The following is a 13,183-nucleotide window of genomic DNA, read 5'->3' as shown; positions in this document are numbered from 1 at the left end:
AGAAAAGAGCTGCGGATCATACCGTCCTGGAAGGGGAAGGTGAGGCCGCAGCTTTTTTGCAGAGGAGGAAGAGGACGAAGGGTCCATCATTTGCTGGATGGTGTGCATCGGGGAGTTTTTTACCCACAGGATATGGTATAGTAAAAAGAACAGAAGGAGGGGATGGAGTTGCAACAGGCAATGTTGGATAGAAAACCATATTTGGCCCATCTGGATCCAGAGGGAAAACGGCCGCCTCAGCTCCTGCTGGACCATCTCCAGCAGGTGGCCCGGCTGGCGGAGGAGTTTGCTCCTACTCCGGAAATGAAGGAAGCGGCCCGGCAGTGCGGGCTGTACCATGACGCAGGTAAGTACAGTGCGGACTTCCAGAAATACCTTTTGGGGCAGACACATGGCCGAGTGGACCATTCTACGGCGGGGGTCCAGCTTTTGGCAAAAATGGAACCTCTACATCTGTAATGGAAGCTTTCTGTATTGCCGGACATCATGCAGAATTGCCGGATTTTGGATCACAGGCAGATTTGCCGGGAGGAAATACTCTTTCGGCCCGATTGAAGAAAAAAGTTCCTGATTATTTTGCTTGGGAACAGGAGCTGGAAGCACCGAAACCGGTCAAAGCCATCGAGCAGGTGGCCCAACATTATCAGAACGATGGGAAGCCCGATGCCATTGGACAAGTGCTTTGGTTGCGGATGCTCTATTCCTGTCTGGTGGATGGAGACTTTTTGGACACAGAAGCCTATATGCAGAGGGGCGCGGTGAAGAGGGGCGGTTTTGCTTCTCTGGAACAGCTCCATGAACGGTTCTTTTCCGCCTTGAAGGAAAAGGGATTCTTCCATCCGCAAAATGATCTGAATCGGAAGCGGTGCGAAATCCTTCGGTGGTGCATCCAGATGGGGAAGAATAAGGAAAACCGGATCTATACCCTGACCGTTCCCACCGGCGGGGGCAAGACCCTTTCCGTCTTTGCCTGGGCGCTGGAAAAGGCCAAAATCTGTGGGAAATGTCACATCATTTATGTGATTTCTTATACGTCCATCATTGAACAGACAGCGGACATCCTTCGGTCCTACCTGGGAGAGGAAAACGTCATTGAACACCACAGCCAGGTAGAGTATGAAGACACGGACGAAAAGATGGATACCCGACGGCTGGCTACGGAAAACTGGGACGCCCCGGTGCTTGTCACCACCAATGTCCAGTTCTTTGCATCTCTGTTTGCCAATCGATCTTCCCGGTGCCGGAAGCTCTACAATATGGCCAACAGTGTGCTGCTGTTTGACGTGGTCCAGATGTTCCCTGTGAATTATATGACTCCGGTGCTCCGGAGTCTGGAGGCGCTGGTCCGGCATTTTTCCTGTTCGGCTCTTTTATACAGTTGATGTAAATACCGAAACTCCGGCTGGGAGAGCTCGGCTGCGGAAAGTGGCCAAATGCTGCGTGGTCCACGGACAGCGGGTGCAGAATTCCGTGTTCGAATGCCTGCTGGACCAGGCCCAGTTCATTCTTCTGAAAGGAGAACTGGAGGCCCTCATCGACAAAGACCACGACAGTTTGCGGTTCTACAACCTGGGAAACACGTATCAGAATAAAATCCAGCATCTGGGGGGCAAAAGGACCTATGATCCCGAAGCCCATGGTGCTGTAAGCGCGAAGGGGAAGCAAACAGAAAGAAACAGCACAAGAAATTGTGGTGTATGAGAGCGATAAGGCTACCTTCGCGAAAAAATACGGGAAAGCAAGAGAAAATCAAGCTGACTCGTTTGTCAGGTCGCCCCCGCAAGGGGGCGTGGATTGAAATGCTCGTATGTGCCAGCGTCTGGCGGAAGAGTGGACCCGGCAGGGGAAAAAGACAACGGCGGAAGATGTTGCCAACACTTTGCAGATTGTACCTTCTGGGAGCGTGACTAATATAGATGGTAAAAACGAACAATTAGCACAAGTAAGGCAAGCAAAGAGAAACCTATATAACGATAATAAAGAGTGGAATGTAAAATTAAAAGATTGGCAAGAAAAAGGTAACGGCTGGAACAGTTATTATCAAAGTAAAATGTTCAAAGTAATGGACACTCCGTCTGTTATGTTAATGCTTGGAAAATCGCCCAAAGAGTTAAAAACCTATAATAGTTTTTTCAAACATGTACTTAACGTTAATAACCACGCAGGGTTAGTTGCAGATGATTTAAAGAATCTCCCAAATTACTTGTCTAATCCGTTGATGATTTTTCAAACCGGGAATGGCATTATATCTGTGGTAGATATTCAAACCAGTTCTAACGCAACAGTGATTGTTCCGATTCGAATTAACGAATCTATTAAGGACAGTGCCGGTGTAATTAGCGTTGTAAACAGAGTTCCTTCTTTATATGCAAAAACTAAAGGAAGTAAAAATCCGGCTCCTAAATATGGATGGTTTGCAGATGAAATTGCAAACGGAAAGTTGCTTTATATAAATAAAAAAGAAGCATTCAATGGATTGCTGGGCTTGGACACTTGAAACCGTCCAGTGGTCAAGCAAAATTGAATGCTTCTATTACGAATATTATAAATAATCCTCCGCAAAACGTCAAGACGGAAAATGATTTGAAGAATTATAGAAATACTCATATGCCGTTATATCAAACCGCTTGGCACGGTTCTCCCTACGACTTTGAGCAGTTTGACCTTGGCGCAATGGGTAGCGGCGAAGGCAATCAGGTGCATGGCTGGGGGCTTTATTTTGCAAAAGACAGAAAAATTTCCGAAGGGTATAAGGACTTTTTAAAGAACCTCCGCAGTACGGTGGTCATTGATGGGAAAAAGTTTGTCGGTTATAAAAACGGCTTTAGAGATGAAGACGGAAATCGGCCGTCTGACAAGAAATTGCGTTTCGCCTTACTCAATCTCTCTCTGGAAGGCAGTAGGGAAAAGGCGATTCAAAGGGTTTCCGAACTGGCACGCACTAGCAAGGGGACTGGATTTGAAGAAGATTACGCAGGTGCTTTAAAAATATTAAAAGATTCGCAAACCGCTTCCGTAGAACGCCCAGAAGCGAAACTGTACGAAGTTGATATTCCAGACAATGATGTTCTTTTAGATGAAGATAAGTTCCTACAAGACCAGCCGAAAAAGGTTAAAAAGGCTATTGCGGATTATTATAGAAGCCGCCTAGACAGTTATAGCGCTCCAGAAGACGATAGCCTTAAAGGGTCAACAACTACAGGAGAAAGTTTCTACAAAGACGTAGTTTTTCAAATGAAAAGAGAAGGAAGCACTAACCCGAAACGGGATGCTTCTCTGCTTCTCAATTCTCTGGGCATTAAGGGCGTTACTTACGAAGGGAACAAGGATGGACGCTGTTTCGTGGTCTTTAACGACAAGGCTATTTCCATCATCGACAAATACAACCAACAACAGGCCCAGATTCAAGGACAGACCACAGTAACCGGCGATATGATTTCCCTATTCGATGAGGCTGACCAGTCCACGTTCATGCACGAAACGGCGCATTGGTACTTGATTAATATGCGGCAACTGGCGCTTAATGAAAAGGCTTCCCGGCAGTTCGTCGAAGATTTCATGACCCTGCAACAGTGGTTCGGAAACAAGAAAATTGATGCAGATATTTCTGTAGAACAGCATGAAAAGTTCGCACGTGGATTCGAAGCATATCTCCGGATTGGCAAGGCTCTGGCTCCCCAGTTGCACGGGATTTTCAACTGTTTTAAGTCCTGGCTGACCTCCATCTACCGTGATTTCAAGCAGTTGGGTGGAAAGCCTACGAAGAAAGTAAGCGCAGTCATGGACCGGATGCTGGCCACACAAGACGAAATCGACATAGCCATGAAAGAACAAATGGTCGACGATTTCAAGCGGGCAGGTGGCATGAAACCCATGCTGGATGAAAACGCCAGAACCTGGGAGAGGTGGTATCAGAAAGTCAAGGAAGAAGCGGAAACGAAGGTGCTTGAAAAAGCCATGAAGGACCTCGAAGAAGCTGACCCAAAAGACATTGCAGATGCTATCGAAGTTAAACGGGAATTAGTCGCCGCTGAGATGGGGCGGGACAATTTCTGGCGGGCTGATGAGATGGTCAGGATGAACGGCGGAAATCTTGGGAAATCTTGATATTCTGGCTGATTTTAACTTGACGCCAGAGGAATACAGGGAAGAGCTGAACAAGCGGGGCGGCAGTTTCTAAACGGCCCTGGATACTCAGATGAAGGGGTTCACTGAAGAAATGCAAGAATCCCGGATAGACACGGAAACTCTTTACGAGGATGCTAAGAAGGCCGTCCAGAGTTCCGAATATCAAGAAATGCTCCACGCTTTGGAATATGAAGCCCTGGCCGCAAAAGCAAAAGCGTATATTGCGGGGGAAGATGAAGCCGTAGCTAAGGCTGAGGCGAAAGCTAATGCAGAAGCGACACAAGCTGCTGAAAAAGCAAAAAAGAAAGCAGGGATCCGCCTTGTACGGGAAACGGTGCTGAAAACCGTTTCTGAACGGCGGGCAATGGCCCGGCAGGCCTTTTCCAGTTTGCCTATCAACCAGGCTACTAACGTGGCACTGTGGGCTAAAAAGCTGGGCCAGAAGCAATATGAAGTGTTCCGTCTGATGGAAAAAGGAGAATGGTCGAAAGCCGCCAACGCAAAACAACAACAGTTGTTGCTCGCCGCAATGCTCACAGAATCCGGCAAATTCAAGAAGCGCATTGACCAGCAGGCCACCAGAATCCAGAAGAACATCCAAACCCTGCAAAAGGGAAACGAACGGATGCCGGCGGCGGAACGGTATTGGTATCAGCATTTAGCCTATATACTGGGGCTGGCCAGAAATGACGGACTTCCTCCGGCCAATGGAATCCCGAAGCTGGAAGCGCTGTACAAAATGAGCAGGCAGAAAGACAAGCTGCTGGTGGTAGATTTAGACGGGCAAAAGGGCGCTACCATTGATGATGCGGCTGATGGGCTCGTTCACAATATGATTGAGCACAACGGCGTGCATATCAAGAGTGACCCAGAGTGACTCGTATGACGTAAACCACTGGCCGGACAAGCGGAACCTTGCTGATGTGCAGAAGTTCCTTGGCAATTCCTTTGAAAAACTTGTTGCACCGTTGACCATTTTCCAGCGCACGGACGGGTACTTTGGCAAGCTGGGGAAGAACCGGACCGGACTTGCAATCAAGACGTTGTATGACCCTGTTATGAGGGCAACGAACAGGGAAATCCTGTTGCAGGCAGAATTTGCGGCCGGCCTGAAAGATGCGTTCGGGGCCTACACTGGGGAAGAACTGGACGATATGCGGAACAAGTGTATCTATAGGTTTGGCAACCGTCTGCTGACGAAAGAACAAATCATGTGCATGGCCCTCACCAGCGGCACGGAATCCGGCTACAAGAGGGTTCTTGACAACGAACCTATAGGGCAGGAGTTTGCGTCTTTGCAACGTCGAGAAGCTGTAGTGTCGGACCTTTTCAACGGTGTGCTAAAAGAATTGGGCAAACGGGACTGGTCGCCCCCGCAAGGGGGCGTGGCTTGAAATGTTGACACAAATTTTAGAATATGGCCCTGTTGCCCCTGCCTTGACCCCATGGTATACTGTTAAGAATGAACCAAAGGAGGGTGGCTGTTTTGCCCATGACGGAGAATGTAAAGAAAAAATCCTGGCTTCGGTCCAAAATCACGTTCCTGCTCCTGACCTTGTTGGTGATCTTGGGGGTGGTGGGATACAATTATCGGACGGATATCGAGATGCGCATCATCCACCTGAAGCCCCAGCCGGTGCAGAAGGTGGAACTGGGGAAAATAGGGCTCCAGCTCCAGCGTTTCAATACACCGGAAATTACCAGCTATGATGTGGACAAGATCCTCAGTTTTGTGGTTCGGGATGATAAATTCTACCTGGCACTGCGGAGCCAGGATGGGGACAGCACGGCGGTCCAGGCTTATGAGCGGAAGGAAGGGAGCCTGTTTCCTCTCCGGAGCTTCGGCAAGAAAGGCATCTATACGATTCCTGAAAAAATGGTACTCAGCGTGAATATTGCCGGTAACGGGGATGTGGTCTATGTGAAGAAAGGGCTCCATACCCTCCGGGATGGGAATGATATCATCAGCCTGAAGGGAAATACCACTGCCACCCGGGTGGCTTTCCTGCCTTCTTTCGGACAAGCCTATCTCTATGGGAATGATAATTTTACCTTGGCCAATTACCGGGACGGGGCTTTTGAAAAGAACCATCCTTCTTTTCTCCACAATCGGGCCAAACCTTTTGCTGGCGGCCTGACTCAGGTGCGGATCACCCGGGATGGGACTATCTTCGGGGGCGGGCGGATCAAGCCCAATGGCCTTAACATGGTGGAAGCCTTCACTAACAAAGGGAAGGCTCTCCGGAGCTTCGGCAGCCCCATCCAGACGGATAAGGATTCTATCTATAACTTGATCGATATGGCAGTGCTGGACCATTATTTGGTGGTCATCGACGGGTTCACCTTGAAATTCTGGACCCGGGAAGGGCAGTATCTGGGGAACCTGAACAGTTCCAAGATGCTGGGGGACAATCTGAACTGTGTCAAGCTGGCTCCCATCGATGGAAATACCCTGGGGATCCTGGCTTTCGTCCGGAATGCCCAGACCCGGCTGGTGGAAATCAAGATCTTCGTACTGACGTTCCCGCGGTGAGCTGCTGCATGAGCGACTGCCTGTCATACGTCATAGGTCATACATCTGACCTATGACGAGGGGTGCACGTGTGGGAGTTTCCCACGTGCACCCCCCTTTTTACACGAAAGGAGCAACTATGTCCAATATCCTTCACTGTCTCCAGCTGGGAGAGACCATGGATGACCGGTTCCTGGAAGAAGCCCGGTCTTTTCCCTACGGCTCCGCCCTGTTCCTGGTGCCCAATAGGTATTTCCAGCGTCGGATCCGCGAAAAAGGAGTGATCCGGGCTGCCACCATCGATTTCCTGCCCCAGGAGATCCTCCGCTGGAACGGGGGGACTCTTGGCTTCCAGCAGGTGAACCGGGCTGCCCAGAAAAAGATTATCCAGGAAGTCCTGGCGTATTTGAAAGAGAAACACCAGCTGGACTATTTTTCCAGTTTGATGGAGAAAAGAGGCTTTCAGGATAATCTCCTGGGCCTGTTCGATGAATTTTCCCGGGATGGCCTGGAACCGGAGATTTTCAAAGAGGTGCTGCTTTCCTGGAATCGGGAGGGAGCCCTGAAAAACAAGGATATGGATCTGGCCAGGCTCTATACGGCCTACTGTTTCAAACTTCGGGAACTGGGGCTGGAAGATCTGCCACGGATTTACACTCGGGCGGCGGAAATCCTGGAACAGGGAGGGGGCGTCCCCTGGAAAAAATGCTATTTCAGCGAATTTTACCAGTTCGATCCGGTCCAGCTCCGGCTGATCCGGGCCTTGGGCCAATGCTGCTCAGTAGAAGTGGGACTGTTTTACGATCCGAAACGGCCGGAACTGAGCCAGGTGACGGAAAAGATCTATGGGGATCTGTTGGCAGACGGGTTCGATTCCGTCCGGGAAGAACCGGTGAGTTCAAAACCGACAGACCTGACGGCCCTTGCCAGGGACTGGAAGCCGGGAGCCCGGACTGATACAGGCGCCCCCCACATCCACCTGGGAGAAGGGGTGAGCCAGGAGCAGGAAATCCGTCTGGCCCTCACCTCCATCAAAGAACGGCTCCAACAAGGGGTGAAGCCGGAAGAAATCTTGGTCCTGGTCCGCAAACTGGCGGATTATCAGGGCCTGGTCCGTTCCTTCGCCGAATACGGCATTCCCTGCCAGCTGCCCCAGGTGGTGGACCAGCGGAGCCAGCCTTTGCCGGATTTCCTTACCAAGCTCATGGCAGCAGTCGGGGAAAAAGGGGACCTTTCCCGGTGGCAGGCTCTGTTCCGGTGCCCCCTCATGGAAGTGCTCTATCATGTGGACCGGGGAAATTTGGATTTGCTATATACCCAGCAGTATTTTTCCACGGCAGATGATTTCCAATCCTTCCTCCAGCGGAAGGACCTGGTGAGTACCAGGTTCTGGGACTTGGTGGATTTCCTCCAGGAAGACCATACATCGGCAGAATGGCGGGATGGATTCCTGGATCATCTAGCCCAGTGGCAGCTTCCCCAGGCTTGGGGCAAGCTCCATCAGGACGGGAAGGTGGACTTGGATCAGGTGAAATTGCTGACCCGGACCGAGCAGTTTGTCCGGGAAACCCTGGAGGATATGGTCCACACCTGGGAACTGTGGGGGCAGAAGGAGGCCATCCTGCCTCTAAAAGAGGTCAGGACCTTCTGGGAGGATTCTCTGAGCAGAGGTCCCCTGGTCCTGACTCCCGGGGAATCTCAGGGCATACCGGTGCTGGAAGCGGCTGAGATCCAGGGGACCTCTTTTCCCTATGTGTACCTGCTGGGAATCCGGGAAGGGATGTTCCCGGCGGTGAAACGGGAAAGCTGGCTTTACAATGACCAGGAACGGGCGGAACTGAACAGCCTGGGGTTGGAGCTGAACCTTACGGCCCGGGCTATGGATACGGACCGGTACTTTTTCAGCTCCGCAGCAGCTCTGGCCGCTCAGGAACTGCATCTCAGCTGGTACAGCGATGAGGAAGGAGGAGCCAGCGCCTATATCACGGACCTTAGAAATTTCTTTGGAGAAGATTGCCTGCCGGTGACCGTGTACGAGAACGCTCCGGATCATTGTGCCAGCCGGGCACAGCTGGTGGATTTCCTGGCCGAACAGCCCCATCTGGGGCCACGGGAACAAGCCTTCTTACTGGATGCGGCTGGGCCAGACTTTTTGGAACGATCCCAGACGGAACAGCGCCGGTGGGAAGAACCGGACAGCCCCTGGAATGGGACGGTACCGGATCTGGTCAGAAGGCCCCTCCATCTGTCCGCCTCCGCCCTGGATGACTGGCTCCAGTGTCCTTTTGCCTATCTGGCTTCCCGGCTGTGGAAAATGGCTCCCTGGCAGGAACGGACCGCTTTTCCCACCCCGGATATCGTAGGGGACCTGATCCACCAGACCCTGGCGGCTTTTCTGGGGAACCATCTGCAGGAAGGGCTGACGGGCCTTTCCCCGGCGGATCTGGAAAAAGAATTGGCAAAGACTTATGGAACCGTCTTTGACCAGATGTATCAGGAAAGGAAAATCGCTGCCAGCCCCCTTGTGGGCCATCTCCGGGAACGGTATGGAAAGTGGCTGCAGAACTGGCTACGCAAGGAAATCGCCTATGAAGAGAGCGACCAGCTGGGACTGAAGCCGGACCGGGTGGAATGGAGCTTTGGACGGGAGCTCAGCTCCTGGCCGGAGCTGGCGAAAACCATAGATGGGGAAAAAGTGTACTTTTCCGGTCAGATCGACCGGATCGACACCAACGGACAGAAATGGGCCCTCCTGGATTATAAAACAGGACAGCCCCCTTCCGGCAAGAAAATCCTCCAGGGCAAAGCGGTGCAGCTGCCCCTTTACTTGGAAGCACTGGAAACTTTGGGGACGATTTCCCAGGAGCAGATCCTGGGGGCCGGCTATGTACAGATTCGCAGCGGGGAACGGATGGGGGGGACCTGGAACGAGGACGTGAAGAAGGCCTTCCCCTGGATGCAGAGAGCAAAGCCTCCGGAAAAGGAAAAGGCACTCCAGGCAGCTGCCCAGGCGGTGGAAGAGGCGGTCCGGGAAATCCGAAGCGGCCATTTCCCCGCCCGGCCGGAAGGGAATTGTCCTGACTGGTGTCCGGCTCGGGATCTGTGCCGGATCCGGGAAAATCCCTACGGGACTGCCGACAAAGAGAAAGGAGAGGAGTGAAGCCATGGCCAGTTTTACCAATCAACAGCAGGAAGCCATTTCGACCCTGGACCGGAACGTTTCGGTATCTGCCGGTGCCGGTTCCGGCAAGACCCGGGTCCTGGTGGAACGGTTCCTGAAGATCCTGGGAGACCGGAAGGCCACCGCCCAGGAAATCCTGGCCATCACCTTTACCCGGAAAGCAGCCCGGGAAATGCGGGAACGGGTCCAGAAAGGGATCCTGGACCGGCTGGGAGCTACGGAAGAACCGGCTGACAAAACCTACTGGCAGGAACAGCTCCGGCTAGCGGATCAGGCTCCCATCACCACCATCGACAGCTTCTGCTCCCAGGTACTCCGGGAAAATCCGGTGGAAGCGGGGCTGGACCCCAATTTCACCGTCCAGGAAGAATACCAGATCCGGGCTTTCCGGGAAGAGACGGCCAGTGCTTTTCTCCAGCAAGGAATCCGGCAGCAGGATCCGGATCTCACGGCTCTGTTGGAACAGTATCCGGCGGACTGCCTGGCCAGGATCCTGGTGGCTCTCATCGACCAGCTGCCGGAGATCCTGGACCTGCCGGGAGGGCTGGCCGCCCCCTATGAAGCCAGCCTGGCAGGAGAAGAGGAAGGAAAGATTGCCGCGGAAGTGGCCCTGGATGTTCTTCTGGGGGCCTGGGATCAGGCAGGTGCCAAAAGTCGGGAAAAACTGAGAATCCTGGTAGACCAGCGGGAACAAATCCACCAGTGGATCGCCGACGGATGCTATGATAAGGCCGCCGCAGCGTTAAAGCCTATTTCCGCTGCCGGGAAGGTGAAAGATCTGGTGAAGGAAGCTAAAGCCGCCCTGGAACAGCTGGCAGCCCTTGCCTTGGATGCCCAGGGAGCGGACCAGGTACGGCACTGGGAACAGGTCCTCGTCCGTTTCCGCAAGGCTCTGCTGGATGCGGCGGAAAACCGGGAAATCTACAGCTTCGGCTATCTTTCTGCCAAGGCAGTGGATCTGCTGGAAAAGCGGCCCAATGTGCTCTTCCGGTATAAAAATCGGTTCAAATTCCTCATGGTAGACGAATTCCAGGATACCAATGAAGAACAGAAGAAATTGGTCTATCTCCTCAGCGGAGGCAGCAGTCGGAGCCTCCAGGGCCGGAACCTGTTCGTGGTGGGAGATGCCAAGCAGTCCATCTACCGGTTCCGGGGTGCGGATGTGAGCGTGTTCAAGCAGGTACGGGATGCCATCGATTCCACCGGGGGACGGAACATCGTCATGGATGACAACTTCCGTTCCGCTCCAGAAATCATCCGCGCCTGTAATACTCTTTTCGACGATCTTCTGGGCACGGATCAGGATTCCGATGTGACGGCCCAGCCCCTCCATGCCCATCAGCCCCCTTCCCGGAAGCCGGTGTTCGCCGTCCTGAAGAAAGGAGACTGCAGCTCGAAAGAATGCCAGCAGGCGGAAGGCCGGTATGTGGCCCAGGCCATCCGGCAGCTGGGGGAAGAGGAACATCTGCCTTTCGGTCAGATGGCCATTTTGCTGCCGGCCATCCATCTTTCCCGACAGTATGAAGAAGCCCTGTCCGCCCTGGGTATCAAGAGCCAGGTCAGCGACGGTAAAGGCTTCTACGACCGGCAGGAAGTGGTGGACTGGATCAACCTGCTGACTTTTCTCCTGAATCCCCGGAAGGACTGGGCCCTGGCCGGCTTCCTCCGCTCTCCTTTGGCAGGGCTCAGCGACCAGCAGCTGACAGACCTCCTGAAGCCCTGGCCGGAACTGAGCCTGTGGGAAAGCCTCCAGCAGAGCCTGGAAGAGCCTTACAGCATCTTGGCACAGAAACTGGAGAAACTGCGCCTGACCGCCCAGTTCCAGTCTCTGCCGGAACTGATGGATCGCTTCCAGGAAAGTTTCGCCGTGGAACCTACTCTATTGGCCCAGAGGGGAGGTAGGGAGAAACTGGCTAACTTCCGGAAGCTGCGGGCCCTGGGAGTCAAGGCGGCCATGGAGGAGGGCAGCACTGCCCGGGATTTCCTAGACCGGCTGAATCTCATGCGCCAGCTTTCTGCCCGGGAAAGTGCGGCCAATCAGGAAGCGGATCCGGATGCGGTGAAAATCATGACCATCCACAAGTCCAAAGGGCTGGAATTCCCGGCGGTATTCCTACCGGATCTCTCCAGAAAAGATCCTCCCGACACTGTGGGAATCCAGTTCCTGCCAGGAGAAGGTTTCGGAGTAAAGGTGCTGGATGAGGAAGGGAACGATTGGGAAACTTCGGTTTATGCCCGGCTGAAGGAAGAAGGGAGCCGTCTGGAAAAGGCGGAAAAACACCGGCAGCTGTATGTGGCTATGACCCGGGCGGAACGATTCCTGTACCTAGTGAACGTGGACGAAACCAAAGAAGGAAAGAAAAAAGACAGCGATCCGGAAAAAGAAAAGTGGGGCCAGGCTCTCCAGCGGGTGTTCGCCCCGGAAGGAACCAACGGGGACCAGATGGACTGGGAAGAACTGGATGTGGCGGAGATCCTGGCAGCACCGGAAGAAAGACAGGAAGCGGAAAAGGAGGTCTTTACCTTGGATCCAGCAATCTATGAAAGGATCCAGCCGGTGACCGTACCCCGGTACCTGGAACTGTCTGCCAGCGCCCTTTTGGAATACGATACCTGTCCTCGGAGCTTCTACTACCATTATTTCCAGCATATGCCCGGCATAGAACAGGAAACCTATGGCACCGGGAACCACCGGATCTCGGCCATCGAACTGGGGACTTATGTGCATAAAGTGCTGGAACGGCTCCAGGAAGTGCCGGAAGAAACGGCTTTGGATGAAGCCCTGGAGGTGCTGGACCATCCGGACGCCGAAAAGCAGGTGTTCCGCCGGGAAGGCCAAAAGCTGGTGGATCGGTACTGTGCCAGTCCCTTGTACCAGGCACTGAAAGATCTGCCTGCCCAGGCGGAAAGGGAGTTTGAACTGCCCCTATTCCAGATAGAAGAAGGCCAGGTAATGTTCCAGGGGAGTATGGACAGATTGGTGACCCTGGGAGACGGGCGGCTAGGGATCGTGGATTATAAGACCGGCCATCCTCCGGCGGATGGAGAAGAGAAACAGGGCTATACCCGGCAGCTGGCCATCTATGCGTTGGCAGCGGAAAAACTGTATCCCGGGAAAAAAGTGGCCTGGGCCAGGCTCCATTTCCTCCAGGACTGTTCCAGCTGGGAACTGAAGGACAGGAAGAAGGAAGAAGAGAAACTGGAAGCCCTGCTGGAAAATCTCCTCACTTGGGACAAAGAAGACCAGTTCCCCGCCAGGAAAGAGGGATGCCAGTGGTGCCCCTACCGGTACTTCTGCACGGAATGAAATTCAAGATATTTGCTGGCAAATCCATCCTTTGGACGTTGACCGTTGACAGGGC

General features: G+C 53.1%; 10 protein-coding genes. All 10 read left to right on the top strand.

What is annotated here, in order from left to right:
- Window positions 1-183 precede the first annotated feature (183 nt).
- The 10 genes from ACTUHY_RS01180 (at window position 184) to ACTUHY_RS01135 (ending at window position 13,128) form a co-directional block, all read left to right on the top strand.
- Window positions 184-459: a CRISPR-associated endonuclease Cas3'' gene (locus ACTUHY_RS01180; RefSeq protein ID WP_442826281.1), complete on the top strand. Its 276-nt coding sequence runs from the start codon at window positions 184-186 to the stop codon at window positions 457-459.
- A 92-nt stretch (window positions 460-551) separates the two neighbouring features.
- Window positions 552-1,382, top strand: coding sequence for a CRISPR-associated helicase/endonuclease Cas3 (locus ACTUHY_RS01175; protein WP_442826280.1), 831 nt, complete (start codon window positions 552-554; stop codon window positions 1,380-1,382).
- Window positions 1,351-1,701, top strand: a complete 351-nt coding sequence (gene cas2, locus ACTUHY_RS01170; RefSeq protein WP_442826322.1) for a CRISPR-associated endonuclease Cas2 — start codon at window positions 1,351-1,353, stop codon at window positions 1,699-1,701. The genes ACTUHY_RS01175 and cas2 overlap by 32 nt, the downstream gene beginning before the upstream one ends.
- 106 nt (window positions 1,702-1,807) lie before the next feature.
- Window positions 1,808-2,497 (top strand): MuF-C-terminal domain-containing protein, encoded by a 690-nt coding sequence (locus ACTUHY_RS01165; protein WP_442826279.1) that lies wholly within the window; start codon window positions 1,808-1,810, stop codon window positions 2,495-2,497.
- Window positions 2,494-4,107 carry a hypothetical protein gene (locus ACTUHY_RS01160; protein ID WP_442826278.1) on the top strand — a complete coding sequence of 538 codons (1,614 nt, stop codon included), beginning with the start codon at window positions 2,494-2,496 and terminating at the stop codon, window positions 4,105-4,107. The genes ACTUHY_RS01165 and ACTUHY_RS01160 overlap by 4 nt, the downstream gene beginning before the upstream one ends.
- Window positions 4,108-4,198: 91 nt before the next feature.
- Window positions 4,199-5,005 carry a hypothetical protein gene (locus ACTUHY_RS01155; RefSeq protein ID WP_442826277.1) on the top strand — a complete coding sequence of 269 codons (807 nt, stop codon included), beginning with the start codon at window positions 4,199-4,201 and terminating at the stop codon, window positions 5,003-5,005.
- Window positions 4,992-5,522 (top strand): hypothetical protein, encoded by a 531-nt coding sequence (locus ACTUHY_RS01150; RefSeq protein ID WP_442826276.1) that lies wholly within the window; start codon window positions 4,992-4,994, stop codon window positions 5,520-5,522. The genes ACTUHY_RS01155 and ACTUHY_RS01150 overlap by 14 nt, the downstream gene beginning before the upstream one ends.
- Window positions 5,523-5,620: 98 nt before the next feature.
- The gene (locus ACTUHY_RS01145) at window positions 5,621-6,661 is read left to right on the top strand and encodes a hypothetical protein (RefSeq protein WP_442826275.1); all 1,041 of its coding nucleotides are present in this window, start codon (window positions 5,621-5,623) and stop codon (window positions 6,659-6,661) included.
- Window positions 6,662-6,779: 118 nt separating this feature from the next.
- A complete protein-coding gene (locus ACTUHY_RS01140; protein ID WP_442826274.1) occupies window positions 6,780-9,800 on the top strand; it encodes a PD-(D/E)XK nuclease family protein in 3,021 nt (1,006 codons plus the stop codon).
- 4 nt (window positions 9,801-9,804) lie between these two features.
- Window positions 9,805-13,128 (top strand): UvrD-helicase domain-containing protein, encoded by a 3,324-nt coding sequence (locus ACTUHY_RS01135; RefSeq protein ID WP_442826273.1) that lies wholly within the window; start codon window positions 9,805-9,807, stop codon window positions 13,126-13,128.
- Window positions 13,129-13,183: the final 55 nt, after the last annotated feature.

It is taken from the genome of Acidaminococcus nyctereutis (assembly GCF_052216985.1).
Classification (GTDB): Bacteria; Bacillota; Negativicutes; order Acidaminococcales; family Acidaminococcaceae; genus Acidaminococcus; species Acidaminococcus fermentans_A.
Note: the sequence above shows the minus strand (reverse complement) of the source record. Positions and strands in the feature narration are given on the sequence as shown.